The following is a 16807-nucleotide window of genomic DNA, read 5'->3' as shown; positions in this document are numbered from 1 at the left end:
TCAGCCCTCCAGAAAGGCCGACAGGGCGTTCGCCAGCAGATACGGGTCCTCGGCGCCGCACAGCTCACGCGCCGAGTGCATGGACAGGATGGCCACGCCGATGTCGACCGTGGCGATGCCGTGGCGGGCCGCGGTGATCGGCCCGATGGTGGTACCGCACGGCATCGAATTGTTGGACACAAAGCTCTGCCACGGCACCCCGGCACGCTCACAGGCCGCCGCGAAGACGGCCCGTCCGCTGCCGTCCGTCGCATAGCGCTGATTGACGTTGACCTTGAGGATCGGTCCGCCGTTGGGCATCGGGTGGTGCCCCGGCTCGTGCCGTTCGCTGTAGTTGGGGTGGACGGCGTGGCCCGTGTCGGACGAGAGACAGACGGTGCCGGCGAAGGCCCGTGCCCGGTCCTCGTACGAGCCGCCGCGGGCGAAGACCGAGCGCTCCAGCACCGTGCCGAGCAGCGGCCCGTCGGCGCCGGTGTCGGACTGACTGCCGTTCTCCTCGTGGTCGAAGGCGGCCAGCACCGGAATGCTGGTCAGCTCGCTCCCGGTGGCCGCGGCGGCGATGAGCGCGGCCGTACCGGCGTGGACGGACAGCAGGTTGTCCATCCGCGGGCCGGCCACCAGCTCGCGGTCGCGGCCCATATAGGCGGGCGCCTCGATACTGTGCATCATCAGGTCCCAGCCCTTGATGTCGTCGGCCGGGATACCGGTCTCCTCGGCGACGAAGCTGATCATACCGCCTTCGGCCACCTCGCCCAGGCCCCAGATCGGCGTCATATGGCGCTGCTTGTCCAGCTTCAGGCCGTCGGCGTTCACCGAGCGGTCGAGATGCACGGCAAGTTGCGGCACTCGCAGCAAGGCCCGGTCGACATGGACGAGCCGGTGGCTGCCGTCCCCGAGCGTCACCCGCCCGCTCAGCCCCAGATCCCGGTCGAGCCAGGTGTTGAGCAGTGTGCCGCCGTAGATCTCGACGGCGATCTGCCGCCAGCCCCGGGAACCGGTGTCAGGAATCGGCTTGACGCGCAAATTGGGAGAGTCGGTGTGAGCGCCGACAATTCGGTATGGAGTCGAGGCGTTCGCGCTCTCGGGCACGTACCAGGCGATGATCGCGCCGCCGCGCAGCACATACTTCCCGCCGGTCCCGCTGTCCCATTCATCGACCTCGGCGACCTGCCGGAACCCGGCCTTCTCCAGCCGCTCCGCCGCATTCGCCACTGCGTGGAAGGGCGACGGGCTGGCGGCGAGGAAGGACATCAGGTCGTCGGTGTGGCCGCGATCGAAGCGGGCGGAGTTGGTCATGGATTCAGCATAAGGAGCCGGAGCCCGCATTCCTCGTGCGCAGGCGTCGTGACTCCGTTCCCTTCCGGCCAGGATTTCCGTGTGCGGGACCGAACGGCCCCGTGGAGCGGGGGATTGCGGGGTGCCGGGCGATGCTCCCGGCGTGCGGGCCGCGCGCATTTGGCGCAGCCCCGGCGACCGGCCCTCCCGTATGCCGGGAAGGACGAAGCCCGCCTCTCCGGGGGAAGAGAGGCGGGCACCGTCAGTCTGCACGGCCCGTCCGGGAGACCTTTGGGAGACGCCCCGCAGCAGGGCCGCGGACCCGCTTCAGAACGCGGCCTCGTCGAGCTCCATCAGCGACTGGTCGACGGACTCGGCCAGACCGCGCTGGACGCCGACACCCGGCAGGACGTGGTGCGCGAAGAACTTCGCGGCGGCGATCTTGCCGGTGTAGAAGGGCTTGTCCTTCGCCGAGGCGCCCGCCAGCTTCCCGGCGGCCACGGCGGCACCCTTGAGCAGGAGGTAGCCGATGATGACATCGCCGGAGGCCATCAGCACGCGGGTGGTGTTCAGGCCGACCTTGTAGATGGACCTGACGTCCTTCTCGGTCGCCGCGAGGTCGGTCAGCATGGCGCCGACGATCGCCTCCAGATCGGCGGCGGCCTTGGCCAGCTCGCCGCGGGCCTGCTCCAGCTCCTCGCCGCCGGTGTTGTCGGCGAGGAACTTCTTGATCTCGTCGGAGAGGGCGGTGAGCGCCTGGCCCTGGTCACGGACGATCTTCCGGAAGAAGAAGTCCTGGCCCTGGATCGCGGTGGTGCCCTCGTAGAGGGTGTCGATCTTGGAGTCCCGGATGTACTGCTCGATCGGGTACTCCTGGAGGTAGCCGGAGCCACCGAAGGTCTGCAGCGACTGCGCCAGCTGCTCGTAGGACTTCTCCGAGCCGTAGCCCTTGACGATCGGCAGCAGCAGGTCGTTGAGGCGGACCGCGGCGCTCGCGTCCTCGCCCGCGGCCTCCTTGACCAGGATCTCGTCCTGGACCGTCGCGGTGTAGAGCACCAGGGCGCGCAGGCCCTCGACGTACGCCTTCTGCGTCATCAGCGAGCGGCGCACGTCGGGGTGGTGGGTGATGCTGACGCGCGGGGCGGTCTTGTCGGTGAAGGCCGCCAGGTCAGGGCCCTGTACGCGCTCCTTGGCGTACTCCAGCGCGTTGAGGTAGCCGGTGGAGAGGGTGGCGATGGCCTTCGTGCCGACCATCATCCGGGCGAACTCGATGATCTTGAACATCTGGCGGATGCCGTCGTGCTTCTCGCCCAGCAGCCAGCCCTTGGCCGGGTGGTTGGCGCCGAAGGTCATCTCGCAGGTGTTGGAGGCCTTCAGGCCCATCTTGTGCTCGACGTTCGTGGCGTAGGCGCCGTTGCGCTCGCCCAGCTCGCCGGTCTCCCAGTCGAAGTCGTACTTCGGCACGATGAAGAGCGACAGGCCCTTGGTGCCCGGACCGGCACCTTCGGGGCGGGCGAGGACGAAGTGCACGATGTTCTCGGACATGTCGTGCTCACCGGAGGTGATGAAGCGCTTGACGCCCTCGATGTGCCAGGAGCCGTCCGCCTGCTGCACGGCCTTGGTGCGGCCGGCACCGACGTCCGAACCGGCGTCCGGCTCGGTGAGCACCATCGTGGAGCCCCACTGCTTGTCCACCATCAGCTGGGCTATGCGGTGCTGCTCCTCGGTGCCCTCCTCATGGAGGACGCCGGCGAAGGCGGGGCCGGAGGCGTACATCCACACGGCCGGGTTGGCGCCCAGGATCGTCTCGGCGAAGCCCCACAGGAGGGAGCGCGGCGCGGTGGTGCCGCCGAGCTCCTCCGGGATGCCCAGACGCCACCACTCGGCGTCCATGAAGGCCTGGTAGCTCTTCTTGAAGGTGTCCGGGACCGGCGCGGTGTTGGTGTCCGGGTCGAAGACCGGCGGGTTGCGGTCCGCGTCGGCGAACGACTCGGCCAGTTCGTTCTCGGACAGCCGGGCGATCTCGGACAGCACGCTCTTGGCGGTGTCGACATCCATCTCCGCGAACGGTCCGGTGCCGTACACGCTGTCACGGCCGAGCACCTCGAAGAGGTTGAACTCGATGTCGCGGAGATTCGACTTGTAGTGCCCCATGGATACGGCTCCGTAAGGGTTCGGGAGGGAGGACCTCAAACGCAATACCAGCAAGTAGCAAGTGCCTACGATGATGCTACCCACCGGTAATAAGAATCAACCCCTACCGCCCATCTGTGACGAGCGTCCCCCGGCGAATCGCCGACTCAGTACGCTGTGGCGCATGTACGGCTACGACCAGAACGCGGGTGCCGGGCAGCAGCAGTACGGAGCGCCGCCCCCGCCGCAGCAACCGGCCCCCGGGGGCTACGGCGAACAGCCGCTGTATCCCGAGCCGTCCCCGCCCTCCCTCGCCGATGCGGTGCGTGCCTTCACCACCGGCTCGATGTCGGCCGAGGACTTCCAGGGCATCTTTTCCACGTCCAAGATCTACTGCCCGCGTGGTGACAATCCGGGCTTCCTGGCGCTGCACAACACCCAGCAGCCGGTGATCCCGATGTTCACCTCCCTCAAGGAGCTGCGGCGGTATGCGGGCAAGGAGTCCAAGTACTTCGTGATCACCGGCGCCGAGGTGCTCGACCTGCTGCCGACCGGCTACGGGTTCGTCCTCGATATGGAGGGTGATCACCGGATGGTCTTCGACGCGAAGGCCGTGGAGCAGATGGTCGACTTCGCGATGCGGCGCATGTATGGCTGACCGCCGTCGTGGCGCAGCGGGCTGATGGCCGCTGCGGCGGCTGATCCGAGGGCCGGTCCCGGGGGCGGGGCCGGCCCGACTCATGTCCCGGCCCGGGGGCGGGGCCGGTTCGGCTCATGTCCCGGCCCGGGGGTGAGGTCGGTCCGGCTCATGTCCCGGCCCGCGGGCGAGGCCGGTTCGATCGGCCTCCCCGGCCTGCGGTAATGCGGGCGGGAATACCGCAGGCCTTGCGGGTTGTTCACCATTCAACTAAGTTGGACGAACGACCGAGGAGGCCGTCATGCCCGCTGTGACCGTAGAGAACCCGCTGACCCTGCCGCGTGTGGCGGCGCCCGCCGCGGCGCACGCCCGTCCCGTGCTGGCCGTTGCCACCGCTCCGAGCGGTTTCGAGGGCGAGGGCTTCCCGGTCCGCCGGGCGTTCGCCGGCATCGACTACAAGCACCTCGACCCGTTCATCATGATGGACCAGATGGGTGAGGTGGAGTACGCGCCCGGAGAGCCCAAGGGCACGCCCTGGCATCCGCACCGCGGGTTCGAGACGGTGACGTATCTGATCGACGGCACCTTCGTGCACCGCGACTCGCACGGTGGCGGCGGCGTCATCAACGACGGTGACACGCAGTGGATGACGGCCGGCTCGGGGCTGCTGCACATCGAGGCGCCGCCGGAGTCGCTCGTCCTGTCCGGCGGTCTGTTCCACGGCCTCCAGCTGTGGGTGAACCTGCCGAAGAGCGACAAGATGATGGCCCCTCGCTACCAGGACATCGGCGGCGGCCAGGTCAAGCTGCTGACCTCCGGTGACGGCGGCGCGCTGCTGCGGCTGATCGCCGGTGACATCGGCGGCCACAGCGGTCCGGGCATCACGCATACGCCGATCACGATGGTGCATGTGACGGTGAACCCGGGCGCCGAGCTGACCCTGCCCTGGCGCAAGGACTTCAACGCCCTCGCCTACGCCCTGGCCGGACGCGGCTCGGCCGGTGCGGAGGGGCGTCCGTTCCGTATGGGGCAGGCGGTCGTGTTCGGCAGCGGGGGAGACTCGCTCACGATCCGGGCGGACGAGTCCCAGGAGTCGCGCAGCCCGAACTTCGAGGTGGTGCTGCTGGGCGGGCTGCCGATCCGCGAGCCGATGATGCATTACGGCCCGTTCGTGATGAACACCCACGCCGAACTGGCCCAGGCCTTCGAGGACTTCCAGGCCGGCCGGCTCGGGACGATCCCCGCCGACGAACACTGACGCCCCATCGGCGGCAGGGGCGGTGTTTCACGTGAAACACCGCCCCTGACCCGTTTCGGGGCACATGACCGGGCCGGTGGCCATGGTGGACTGTCCGGGTGCAAAACGAATCGGAGGAAAACGGGCGCGGCGCCGGGCGCGAACGACCGCGGCCCTCACCGCCGTTGCTGCCGGTCGAGGCCCGCCGCGCCGCGGCCTGGTGTGTGGTGGTGCTGCTGATCGCGACCGTGGTGGCCCTCGGGGTGTGGCTGTGCGTCGAACTGAGCGCGGCGGTCACGCCCGTACTGCTGGCACTGCTCGGCAGCGGGCTGCTCGGGCCGCTCTACCGGCGGCTGGTGGCAATGAGGCTCAACCGGTCGCTGGCGGCCGGGCTGACCTGTGCCGTCCTCGTCGTGGTGGTCGGCGGCGCCGGATACATCGTCGTCAGCGCACTGGTCGACACCGGTGACCAGATCATCTCCTCGCTCAAGGACGCCGCCAAGGACCTCTCCCAGCACTTCGGCGCGGCCGGTACCTCGCTCGACGATCTGGCGTCCCGGTCGAAGGGGCTGGTCTCCAAATTCGGGGGCACCGCGGCCTCCGGGCTGCTGGCCGGTGTCAGCGTCGTCGGCCAGTTCCTCGCCGCCTCGGTGCTGGCCCTGCTGCTGACCTTCTTCTTCCTGCGCGACTCCGACAAGGCCGTACGCGCGCTGAACGACTGGGCGCCGGGCAGCTCCGCGCCCCAGCTGGAGCGGATGGCACGTCGCGGCTTCCAGGCCATTGAGGGCTTTATGCGCGGCACCACCGTCATCGCGCTGATCGACGCCACCTGCATCACCATCGGGCTGCTGATCCTCCGGGTGCCGGGCGCCGTCGGGCTGGGTGCGCTGGTCTTCGTCGGCGCCTACATCCCCTACCTCGGTGCCTTTATCTCCGGCGCCGTGGCGATCCTGGTGGCGCTGGCCGACCGCGGCTTTGTGATCGCGCTCTGGGCGCTCGGTGTCGTCCTGGCCGTGCAGGTGCTGGAGGGGCATGTCCTACAGCCGATGATCCAGAGCCGTACGGTCCAGATGCATCCCGCGACGGTGATGCTGGCGATCACCGCGGGCGCCGCCGTCGCCGGAATCCTCGGCATGCTGCTGTCCGTTCCGCTGACCGCCGCCGTCTCCGGTGTACTCCACGAGCTGCGGATGCACTACGCCGCGGGCCCGGACGCCGATGACACCGGACCCGCCGCGTCCCCCGCGTCCTCGTAGAGCTCGAACCACGTGGACTTGCCGTCCCCGCGCGGATCCACGCCCCATGCCCCGGCGAGCAGCTCCAGCAACAGCAGACCGCGCCCCGACGACGCGAGTTCGCCGGGGCAGCGGCGGTGCGGCAGCTCATCGCTGCTGTCGGCGACATCGACGCGGATGCGCCGGGTCCCCCGCGCGCCGGTGATCTCGGCGACCAGCAGCGCGTCCCCGTCGGTGTGCAGCAGGACATTGGTGACCATCTCGGAGACCATCAGCACCGCCGAGTCCACCTGGTCCGGGTCGGCCCAGTCGTGCAGCACATCGCGGACCTGCCGGCGCGCCTCGGCTATCCGCTCCGGCTCGGCCTGCGCGACGGAGAGCACGGTACGCCGTACGGGCTGCGGTGCCGGCCCGCCGGTCCCTACCCCGCAGCCGGCGCCCTCGCGGCGCAGCAGCAGTACGGCGATGTCGTCCTCACGGCGGTCCACCAGCGGTCCGGTGGTGTGGTGCGAGGGCGGCCCGTGCACGGCCTGGACCAGGGCGTCGGCGAGCCGCTCCAGGCTCTCGCCGTCCTCGCCGGGCTCATGCGCCTCGAGGATGTCGCGCAGTCGCGCCCAGCCGGTCTCCAGATCGTGGCCGCCGGTCTCGATCAGCCCGTCGGTGCACACCATCATGGTTTCGCCGGGCTCCAGCACGAGCCGGGTGGTGGGGTAGTCGGCGTCCGGGACGATGCCCAGTGGCAGCCCGCCCGCGGTGGGCCGCACCAGCATCGTGCCGTCGCTCATCCGGATCGCCGGGTCGGGGTGGCCGGCCCGTGCGATGTCCAGCAGCCCCGTCGCCGGATCCACCTCGATGTAGAGGCAGGTCGCAAAGCGCTGGTCCTCGCCGTGTCCACGGAGCTCGGTCTCATTGATCCCGGCCAGGAACCGGGAGGCGCGCGAGAGCACCGCATCGGGGTGGTGGCCCTCGGAGGCGTAGGCCCGCAGGGCGATCCGCAGTTGCCCCATCAGGCCGGCGGCCCGTACGTCATGCCCCTGGACATCCCCGATGACCAGCGCGATCCGGCCGGACGGCAGCGGGATCATGTCGTACCAGTCGCCGCCGACCTCCAGCCCGCCGCCGGTCGGGACGTAGCGGGCGGCGACCGTCATCCCCGGGATGTCCGGTTGCACCGTCGGCATCATGCTGCGCTGCAACGCCAGCGCCAGCTCCTGCTGTTCCTCCTGCACACCGGCCCTGGCCAGCGCCTGCGCCAGCATCCGGGCGACGGTGGTCAGCACCGAGCGTTCGTCGGGGGTGAACGCCACCGGCTGGGCGAACGCCGCCATCCAGGCGCCGATCGTCCGGCCCGCGTTCACCAGCGGCAGGAACGCCCAGGACGTACGGCGGAAGGGGGCGCCCGGCGGCCGGGTGGCCGGGTAGCGGCGGCGGTACTCCTCGGGAGTGGGCAGATAGATGGCCCGGCCGGTGCGGACGACCTCGGTGGCCGGATAGTCGGTGTCCAGCGTCATGGCGGCGAATGGCCGCTCGTCGTCGGCGTGGTGGCCGTGGTGGCCGATCACCGACAGCCGGTCACCCTCGATGCCGAAGACCGCCAGGCCGTCCGGCATGAACCCGGGCATCGACAGCCCGGCCGCGACCCGCAGCACTTCGGCGGTGGACCGCGCCTCGGCCAGGCCCCGTCCCGCGTCGAGCAGGAACGCCTCGCGCGAACGGCGCCAGTCGCCGGTGATCGGGGTGTGTGCGGCGGATGTCCCGGGCTGTGGTTCGGGCACCTCCTGGAGGGTGCCGACCAGCTCGAAGCCGCCGTCGACGATCCGGGGGCGGGAGCGGGAACGGACGATGCGCTGCACCCGCCCGCGCTCGTCCACGATGCGCAGCCGGGCCTCGGCGAGCGTCTTCTCGGCGACCGCGAGCTGCACGATCCCGTTGATCTCGGCGAAGTCGACGGGATGAAAACGGGAGCGCACCGCGGCCTCGGTCAGCTCCACCGGGCCGGTGGGCAGCCCGAGCAGCCGGGCCGCTTCGGCGTCGAGGGTCACCCGTCCCGATGCGTTGTCCCAGCGCCACAGGCCGGTCGCGATGGCGGCCAGGAGATCCTCGGTACGCATTGCCTCACTTTATGTGCCTTTGGAGAAGCCCGACCAGCGCGCCGGACGTGACCCTCGTCCCAGTCGGGATGTCCCGCCCGGCCTCCGGTGACCTTGATGCGTCTATGCCAACGAAGAGGCACGGGCCGGGACGGTAACCTGGAGCGGTTATGTCAATCCTGGGGTGGCCTTTCGGGTGGTCCACGGGGAGAGCGACCGGGCGTCCGAGCCCGTACTCCTTTTCCGCTCCCTCTCCCGACAACTCCTCACCTCGACACTCGCGACGACTTGGATGAGCGATGCACCGGTACCGGTCCCATAACTGCGGCGAGCTCCGAGCCGCGGACGTCGACACGGACGTCCGCCTCAGCGGCTGGCTGCACAATCGTCGTGACCTGGGCGGCATCCTCTTCATCGATCTGCGCGACCACTACGGTCTCGTCCAGCTCGTCGCACGCCCCGGCACCCCCGCCAACGAGGTCCTCGGCTCCCTGACCAAGGAGACCGTCGTCCGTATCGACGGCAGGGTCAGCGCGCGGGGCGCCGACAACGTCAACCCGGACCTGCCGACCGGCGAGATCGAGATCGAGGTCTCCGACGTCGAGGTGCTCGGCGCCGCCGACCAGATCCCGTTCACGATCAACGCGGACGACGGCGTCAACGAGGAGAAGCGCCTCGAGTACCGCTTCCTCGACCTGCGCCGCGAGCGGATGCACCGCAACATCATGCTGCGCACCGCCGTCATCTCCGCCATCCGCCACAAGATGGTGGCACTCGGCTTCAACGAGATGGCGACCCCGATCCTGTCCGCGACGTCTCCCGAGGGCGCCCGCGACTTCCTGGTCCCCTCGCGTCTGCACGCCGGCAAGTTCTACGCGCTGCCGCAGGCCCCGCAGCAGTTCAAGCAGCTGCTGATGATCGCGGGCTTCGACCGCTACTTCCAGATCGCGCCCTGCTTCCGCGACGAGGACGCCCGTGCGGACCGCTCGCCGGGCGAGTTCTACCAGCTCGACATCGAGATGAGCTTCGTCGAGCAGGAAGACGTCTTCCGGCCCGTCGAGAAGCTGATGACCGAGCTGTTCACCGAGTTCGGCAACGGCCGCAGGGTCACCTCCCCCTTCCCGCGCATCCCGTTCCGCGAGGCGATGCTCAAGTACGGCTCCGACAAGCCCGACCTGCGCGCCGAACTGGAACTGGTGGATGTCTCCGACGTCTTCGCGGGTTCCGGCTTCAAGGCCTTCGCGGACAAGCATGTGCGCGCCCTGGCCGTGCCGGACACCGCCGACCAGCCGCGCAAGTTCTTCGACCAGCTGGGTGACTTCGCGGTCCAGCAGGGCGCCAAGGGTCTCGCCTGGGTGCGGGCCGCCGAGGCCCCCCAAGGCATTGAGGGCCAGGGAGGCGCCCCCATCGCGCTGACCGGCCCGATCGCCAAGTTCCTCACCGAGGACGACATCAAGGCGCTGGTCGCCGCCCTGGACCTCAAGCCGGGCCACGCCGTCTTCTTCGGCGCCGGCGAGTTCGACGAGGTCTCCAAGATCATGGGCGCGGTCCGGGTCGAGGCCGCCAAGCGCGCCGGCCGCTTCGTCGAGGACGAGTTCCGCTTCTGCTGGATCGTCGACTTCCCGATGTTCGAGAAGGACGAGGACACCGGCAAGATCGAGTTCTCGCACAACCCCTTCTCCATGCCGCAGGGCGGCCTGGAGGCGCTGGAGACCAAGGACCCGCTGGACATCCTGGCCTGGCAGTACGACATCGTCTGCAACGGCACCGAGCTGTCCTCCGGCGCCATCCGTAACCACGAGCCCGAGGTCATGTACAAGGCCTTCGCGCTCGCCGGCTACGACAAGGAGACCGTCGAGGCGGAGTTCGGCGGCATGCTCCGCGCCTTCAAGTTCGGCGCCCCGCCGCACGGCGGCATCGCCCCCGGTGTCGACCGCATCGTCATGCTGCTGGCCGACGAGCCCAACATCCGCGAGACCATCGCCTTCCCGCTCAACGGCAACGCCCAGGACCTGCTGATGGGTGCCCCGAGCGAGGTCGACGAGGCGCGCCTCAAGGAACTGCACCTCTCCCTCCGCAAGCCGCAGGCGAAGTAGCCCTCGCCCAGGGGCGGCAAGCCTCACCAGGGGCCGGGGCGGCGTTTGACGTGAAACGCCGCCCCCGCCCGGTGGCGGAACGCCCCACCCGGGGCGGGGGGGGGGTTTCACTTTAACCGCCGCCCCGGCCCTTTTGCGGCTCCCTGAGCCGTCGGACGGACGGCCGCGGTCTGCTCGCCGGCGAGGCGTCCCGACACGCTCCGACACGCCCCGAGTGCCCCGACCGCCCCACCTGTGTGGCCGTGCCCCGGTACGGCACGCACTGTGGTGCCCATGCAGCAAGCCAGTCTCCTCTCCGCCAGGTCCGCCCTGGGGCCGCCGGCCCGTGCGACGCGTCCCGTGCCGGCCGGCGATCTGTGGTGGCTCACCGCCGTGGCCGCCGTCTTCACCGCCTGCCTGGCCGCCTCCGCCCTCGCCACCCCCGGACTGGGATGGGACGAGACGGTCTACGTCAGCCAGGTCGACCCCCATGCGCCGACCGCGTTCTTCAGCGCCCCGCGCGCCCGCGGCGTCACCCTCCTCCTGGCACCGGTGGCCGCCCTGACGGCGTCGGCCACCGTGCTGCACTGCTATCTGGCCGTGCTCTCCGGCGCCGCGCTCCTGCTCACCCTGTGCATCTGGCGGCCCCTGCTGCCCGCACCCGTACCGGCCCTGGGCGGCGCGCTGTTCGCCGGTCTGTGGGTCACGCTCTTCTACGGTCCGCAGGCGATGCCGAATCTGTGGGTCGGCTACGCCGCGCTCGCCGCCACCGGCTGCTTCCTGCGGGCCGTACGGCAGCCGTCCCGTCAGCTGGCGCCGCGCGCCGACCGGCGCGCGGCGGCCGGACTCGCCGCCGCGGTGGCCGTGGCCGCGCTGATGCGCCCCACCGACGCCGTCTGGCTGGCCGTACCGCTCTTCGCCGCGGCGCTGTGCGTACCGGCATGGCGGCGTCCCGCGGTGCTGCTGGCGCTGCCCGCCGGTCTGGCCCTGGGGTGCGCCGAGTGGGTCGTGGAGGCGTATCTGTCCTACGGCGGGCTCCTGGCACGGCTGCGGAGGGCCGGGCAGATCCAGGGCGGCCTCGGCTGGCATCTGTCCTTCGACGACCACGCACGGGCGCTCCAGGGCAAGACGCTGTGCCGCCCCTGCCATCTGACCTGGGAACATCCGGTGACGGCGGTCTGGTGGTTCGTGCTGCCCCTGGCGGTCGCCGGGGCGGTGTGGGCGGTGCTGCGCGCCCGCGAGCCCCGCGGCGCCTTGCACGGGTACGGTCCGGCGGCGCGCAGCGGCGCCCACCACCCCCTCGGGCTGGCTCCCATCCGGCCGGGCAGCCTCGTACCGGACCCGGCGGACGACCCCGCGGCCGCCGGTGAGCGGCACGGCGCCGGTCCCGCATGGCCCGTGGTGCGCCTTCGTGACCCCCGTGGTCCGCTGCACCGGAACGGACCGGCCCCCGTCGTCCTTCCGGCCCTGGTGGGCCTCTGCCTCGCCGCTCCCTACCTCCTGACGGTGGACTACGCCGCCCCCCGCTTCCTGCTGCCCGCCTACGCCCTGCTGATGATGCCCGCGGCCTGGTTCCTGTACTGGCTGACGCTGCTGCCGCGCCGACGGCATGCCTGGGCGGTGGCCCTCCTCGTCCTCGTGCTGATGAGCCATGAGGTCATCCAACTGGCGATCGTGCACAAGATGGTGCGGAGCACCGCGCACTCCCAGGCCGGTATCGACCGGATCACCAGGACGCTGCACGACGCCGGCGTCCGGCCGCCCTGTGTGGTGAGCGGCGAGGAAGCGGTACGGGTGGCGTACCGGGCGGGCTGCGCGTCCCGTCAGACCGACGGTCACGATGCCGGCATCACCCCCGCGGGTCTGGCCCGGCTGGGTGCGGGCCGTCCGGTCGCCGTCGTCCTGGCCAACGGCCACCGGCCGCCGGCCTACGCCCGTGGCTGGCGGCGGGTAGCCCTGCCGCCGGTGCTGGGCTTCGCCTCGCTGAACGCCTATGTGTCCCGGCCGGCCCGGCATTGAGCCAGGGGCGGCCCGGCGGCCGTACGGCGCCCGGACCTGCGTGCGCCCGTCCGGCCCCGGGGGCCGGACGGGCGCATGAGGTGTCGCAGGTGTCCGCGCGGCAGAGATACTCGCGCTCGGACGGCCTCACCGCCGGGGTGCTCCGGCCGGCAAGGCCGCTCGCGGGCGGGCCCGGCCTACTGCTCCGCGCCGCCGAAGCGCTCGCGGTAGGACTCCAGGTCCTCATCGGTGATCTTCGCGAAGAGCACCGGCGGCACCGTGAAGGGCGTCCCGGCCGGCACCGAGGCCAGCGCCTTCGCCTCCTTCGGGGAGACCCACACCGCGGTGTCGTCCTCCAGCGCGAAGGCCCGGCGCATCGCGTTGGCCGACGCCGGGATGAACGGCTCGGAGACGACCGCGTACAGATGGATCAGGTTCATCGCCGTACGCAGCGTCAGCGCCGCCGCGTCCTTGTCGGACTTGATCTCCAGCCACGGGGCCTTCTCCTCCAGGTAGGAGTTGCCCGCGCTCCACAGGGCACGCAGCGCGGCCGCGGCCTTGCGGAACTGGAGGGCCTCCATGTGGCCCTCGTACTCCGCCAGCAGTCCGGCGATCTCCTCGCCCAGCTTCTGCTCCGCGGCGCCGGCCTCGGCGCCCGCGGGCACCTCGTCACCGAATCGCTTGCGGGAGAACGACAGCACCCGGTTGACGAAGTTGCCGAGGGTGTCCGCCAGGTCCTTGTTGACCGACGACGCGAACAGCTCCCAGGTGAAGGAGGTGTCGTCCGACTCCGGGGCGTTGGCGATCAGGAAGTAGCGCCAGTAGTCGGCCGGCAGCAGCTCCAGCGCCGCGTCCGTGAAGATGCCGCGGCGCTGCGAGGTGGAGAACTTCCCGCCGTAGTAGTTCAGCCAGTTGAAGGCCTTGAGGAAGTCGACCCGCTTCCACGGCTCGCGGGTGCCCAGCTGCGTCGCCGGGAACATCACGGAGTGGAACGGCACGTTGTCCTTGGCCATGAACTCCGTGTACCGGACGTTCTCGGCCTCGTACCACCACGACTTCCAGTCGCGGCTGCTGTCGGAGACCGCGTCCGCCCACTCCTTCGTCGCGCCGATGTACTCGATCGGGGCGTCGAACCATACGTAGAAGACCTTGCCCTCGGCCGCCAGCTCCGGCCACACATCGGCCGGCACTGGAACGCCCCAGTCCAGGTCACGGGTGATCGCCCGGTCCTGAAGGCCTTCGGTCAGCCACTTGTGCGCGATGGACGAGGCCAGCGTCGGCCACTCCTTGCTGCCGTTGCCTTCCAGCCAGCCCTCGACCTCGTGCTGCAGCTTCGACTGGAGCAGGAAGAGGTGCTTGGTCTCCCGCACCTCCAGCTCACCGCTCCCGCTGATCGCCGAGCGGGCATCGATCAGATCGGTCGGGTCGAGCACCCGGGTGCAGTTCTCGCACTGGTCGCCGCGCGCCTTGTCGTAGCCGCAGTGCGGACACGTACCGACGATGTAGCGGTCCGGCAGGAAGCGGTCGTCGGCGATCGAGAAGACCTGGCGGATCGCCCGCTCCTCGATGAAGCCGTTCTCGTGCAGCTTGCGCGCGAAGTGCTGCGTCAGCTCCACGTTCTCCCGCGACGAGCTGCGCCCGAAGTAGTCGAATGCGAGGCCGAAGCCGTCGTAGATCGCCTTCTGCTTGTCGTGCTGCTCCGCACAGAACGTGTCGACGGACTGCCCCGCGTCCTTCGCCGCCAGCTCGGCCGGGGTCCCGTGCTCGTCCGTCGCGCAGATGTAGAGCACATCGTGGCCGCGCTGCCGCATGTACCGCGCATACACATCGGCCGGGAGCATGGACCCCACCATGTTGCCCAGGTGCTTGATCCCGTTGATGTACGGAAGGGCGCTGGTGATGAGGTGTCGAGCCATTGCCGGCTGCTCCCAAGTCGCTACGGTGAGTGAGGATTTGCTTTACGGAACGTCAATATCGTACTGGACGGGGCAGGGGCGGCCGCGCGGCCTTTTCGGGGCGCGACGGCCCTGCCCCGCACCCTACGGACCGCACCGCCGGCGCCTGGGCCCCGCCCTGGCCCGTGGGTCCAGCCCCTGTGCTGCGCCCCATAGGGGCGACCCTGCCCTGTCCCATGAGGCCGGCCCTGCCCAGTGCCCCAAGGGGATGCCTCCGCCCGGCGCCCTGAAGGTGTACTCCCGTCCGCCTCGCCGCACACCGCCGCGTTCGCCGCACACCGCCGCGTTCGCCGCACGCCCCCGAGTCCGCCTCGCACCCCCGAGTTGGCCTCACACCGCCGCGTCCGCCGACTCCGCGCTGTCCGTCGCCGGGGCCTGGCCGTGCCGGGGAGTCCGGCCGGTGACCAGCAGCCCGGCGATGAGCGCGGCCAGCAGCATGACCGCCGACCCCACCCCGATGGCCACGGTGAACCCGTGCACCACTCCGCCCTTCACGATTCCCTCCCGTACCGCCGGGGTGAGCCCGAGCCCCCCGCTCCTTTGGGCCGCGGCCGCCAGATGAGCCGCGATATACGCCGCACTCGTCGAGGTCGCGATCGTGTTGAGCAGTGCCGTACCGATCGAACCGCCCACCTGCTGCGCCGTGTTGACCGTCGCGGATGTGACGCCGGAGTCGCGCGGTGCCACCCCGGACGTGGCCGTCGCCATCACCGGCATGAAGATCAGTCCCATGCCGAGGCCGACCAGCAGCATGGCCGGAAGCACATGCGAGACATACGCGGGCTCGGCCGTCAGGAAGGTGAGCGTGACGAGCCCCGCGGAAGCGAGCAGGGCGCCCGGGACCATCAGGAACCGCGGCGGGATCCGGTGCAGCAACCGCGCGGATATCTGCGTCGAGCCGACGACGATCGCCGCCACCATCGGCAGGAAGGCCACCCCCGCCTTGACCGGTGAATACCCGAGCACGGTCTGCAGGTAATAGGTCATGAACAGGAACATCCCGAAAAGCGCGATGACCGCCAGCGCCATGGTCAGGAAGGCGCCACCGCGATTCCGGTTCCGCACGATGTGCAGCGGCAGCAGGGGGTGCCGGGCCCGCGTCTGCCACCACGCGAAGGCGCCGAGCAGCGCCACACCTCCCACCAGCAACCCGATGACCAGCCCGTCTCCCCATCCCCGCGGCTCCGCCTCGCTGCACCCGTAGACGATCGCGACCAGACCGCCGCAGCCCAGCACCACGCCGGGGACGTCGAGACGGACGCGCCCCCGCTCGGGCTTGTCGTGCAGAAATACGGCAGCACCGACGAAGGCGATCACGGCGATCGGGATATTCACGTAAAGGCACCAGCGCCAGGTCAGGTATTCGGTCAGCAGCCCGCCGGCGATCAACCCGATGGCCGCGCCCCCGCCCGCAATGGCCCCGTAAATCCCGAAGGCCTTGCTCCGTTCCTTTCCGATGGTGAATGTGATGGTCAGCAGTGACAGTGCGGACGGTGCCAGCAGCGCCGCGAAGGCGCCCTGCAGCGCCCGTGCCCCGAACAGCAGCCCGGACCCCGTGGCCGCGCCGCCCAGCCCCGACGCGACCGCGAACCCGACCAGCCCGATCATGAAGGTCTTCTTCCGCCCCACCAGGTCGGCGATCCGCCCGCCGAGCAGCAACAGCCCGCCGAACGCCAGCGTGTACGCGGTGATCACCCACTGCCGGTTCGCATCCGATATCCCCAGATCCCGCTGGGCCGACGGCAGCGCAATATTCACGATGGTTGCGTCGAGCACCACCATCAACTGCGCGATCGCAATCACCACGAGTCCCCACCAGCGCCGCGGATCGGGCTCCGCCTGCGCGGCCCAACTGGGAGTACGGGCACGGGGAGGGGGAGCGGGGCCTCCCTCTTGGCTCGCGTCACTCATCACGACCCGCCTTGCTCGGCTGGTACGGCCACCCCGACCACCCCGCCGCCCACGCCGGAGCAACCGGATCAAACGGAGCACTTCACCCATTCAGGGTAGGTAGCGGGGCGGGGGCTCGCCTCTTGTGGTGAGGCCCGGGGACCGGGGCCGGGGCCTGGGCCTGGGCCCCGGCCCAGGCCCCTGGGGTGGGACGGCCGCCGTCATCAGTGCGTGCACACGACGCCGGGCCCGCGGGGGGGGCCGCCGGCCCCCCGCCCCCCC

Annotated in this window: 10 protein-coding genes; 5 read left to right on the top strand and 5 right to left on the bottom strand. The window is 70.5% G+C overall.

Going from position 1 to position 16807, the window contains the following annotated elements; translation table 11 throughout:
- Window positions 1-1296, bottom strand: coding sequence for a M18 family aminopeptidase (locus ACWGJY_RS01645; RefSeq protein WP_453258797.1), 1296 nt, complete (start codon window positions 1294-1296; stop codon window positions 1-3).
- Between the two features lie 306 nt (window positions 1297-1602).
- A complete protein-coding gene (locus ACWGJY_RS01640; protein WP_453258796.1) occupies window positions 1603-3429 on the bottom strand; it encodes an acyl-CoA dehydrogenase in 1827 nt (608 codons plus the stop codon).
- A gap of 163 nt (window positions 3430-3592) precedes the next feature.
- Here ACWGJY_RS01640 and ACWGJY_RS01635 point away from each other — a divergent pair, with 163 nt between their 5' ends.
- The 3 genes from ACWGJY_RS01635 (at window position 3593) to ACWGJY_RS01625 (ending at window position 6538) form a co-directional block, all read left to right on the top strand.
- The gene (locus ACWGJY_RS01635) at window positions 3593-4066 is read left to right on the top strand and encodes an SseB family protein (RefSeq protein WP_189096659.1); all 474 of its coding nucleotides are present in this window, start codon (window positions 3593-3595) and stop codon (window positions 4064-4066) included.
- 280 nt (window positions 4067-4346) lie between these two features.
- Window positions 4347-5303, top strand: a complete 957-nt coding sequence (locus ACWGJY_RS01630) for a pirin family protein (protein ID WP_453258795.1) — start codon at window positions 4347-4349, stop codon at window positions 5301-5303.
- Between the two features lie 98 nt (window positions 5304-5401).
- Window positions 5402-6538, top strand: coding sequence for an AI-2E family transporter (locus ACWGJY_RS01625; RefSeq protein WP_453258794.1), 1137 nt, complete (start codon window positions 5402-5404; stop codon window positions 6536-6538).
- On the opposite strand, the gene ACWGJY_RS01620 is transcribed toward ACWGJY_RS01625, so the two are convergent.
- On the bottom strand, window positions 6478-8628 hold the full coding sequence (locus tag ACWGJY_RS01620) for an ATP-binding SpoIIE family protein phosphatase (protein ID WP_453258793.1): 2151 nt from the start codon (window positions 8626-8628) through the stop codon (window positions 6478-6480). The two genes, ACWGJY_RS01625 and ACWGJY_RS01620, sit on opposite strands and share 61 nt — an antisense overlap.
- A 278-nt stretch (window positions 8629-8906) precedes the next feature.
- On the opposite strand from ACWGJY_RS01620, the gene aspS reads away from it, so the two are divergent.
- Complete coding sequence (gene aspS / locus ACWGJY_RS01615) at window positions 8907-10703, top strand: aspartate--tRNA ligase (protein ID WP_453258792.1); 1797 nt, start codon at window positions 8907-8909, stop codon at window positions 10701-10703.
- Window positions 10704-10976: 273 nt separating this feature from the next.
- On the top strand, window positions 10977-12701 hold the full coding sequence (locus tag ACWGJY_RS01610) for a hypothetical protein (protein WP_453258791.1): 1725 nt from the start codon (window positions 10977-10979) through the stop codon (window positions 12699-12701).
- Window positions 12702-12877: 176 nt separating this feature from the next.
- On the opposite strand, the gene metG is transcribed toward ACWGJY_RS01610, so the two are convergent.
- Complete coding sequence (gene metG, locus ACWGJY_RS01605) at window positions 12878-14596, bottom strand: methionine--tRNA ligase (RefSeq protein ID WP_453258790.1); 1719 nt, start codon at window positions 14594-14596, stop codon at window positions 12878-12880.
- A gap of 369 nt (window positions 14597-14965) precedes the next feature.
- The gene (locus ACWGJY_RS01600; protein ID WP_453258789.1) at window positions 14966-16441 is read right to left on the bottom strand and encodes a DHA2 family efflux MFS transporter permease subunit; all 1476 of its coding nucleotides are present in this window, start codon (window positions 16439-16441) and stop codon (window positions 14966-14968) included.
- Between the last annotated feature and the right edge of the window lie 366 nt (window positions 16442-16807).

Source organism: Streptomyces sp. NPDC054765 (assembly GCF_053612065.1).
The sequence above is the reverse complement of the archived record's forward strand: the minus strand, read 5'-3'. Positions and strand labels throughout refer to the sequence as shown.

Coding starts and splice junctions, on each gene's coding strand:
- ACWGJY_RS01645 (WP_453258797.1), bottom strand. CDS start 1,296: ATGACCAACTCCGCCCGCTTCGATCGCGGCCACACCGACGACCTGATG.
- ACWGJY_RS01640 (WP_453258796.1), bottom strand. CDS start 3,429: ATGGGGCACTACAAGTCGAATCTCCGCGACATCGAGTTCAACCTCTTC.
- ACWGJY_RS01635 (WP_189096659.1), top strand. CDS start 3,593: ATGTACGGCTACGACCAGAACGCGGGTGCCGGGCAGCAGCAGTACGGA.
- ACWGJY_RS01630 (WP_453258795.1), top strand. CDS start 4,347: ATGCCCGCTGTGACCGTAGAGAACCCGCTGACCCTGCCGCGTGTGGCG.
- ACWGJY_RS01620 (WP_453258793.1), bottom strand. CDS start 8,628: ATGCGTACCGAGGATCTCCTGGCCGCCATCGCGACCGGCCTGTGGCGC.
- aspS (WP_453258792.1), top strand. CDS start 8,907: ATGCACCGGTACCGGTCCCATAACTGCGGCGAGCTCCGAGCCGCGGAC.
- ACWGJY_RS01610 (WP_453258791.1), top strand. CDS start 10,977: ATGCAGCAAGCCAGTCTCCTCTCCGCCAGGTCCGCCCTGGGGCCGCCG.
- metG (WP_453258790.1), bottom strand. CDS start 14,596: ATGGCTCGACACCTCATCACCAGCGCCCTTCCGTACATCAACGGGATC.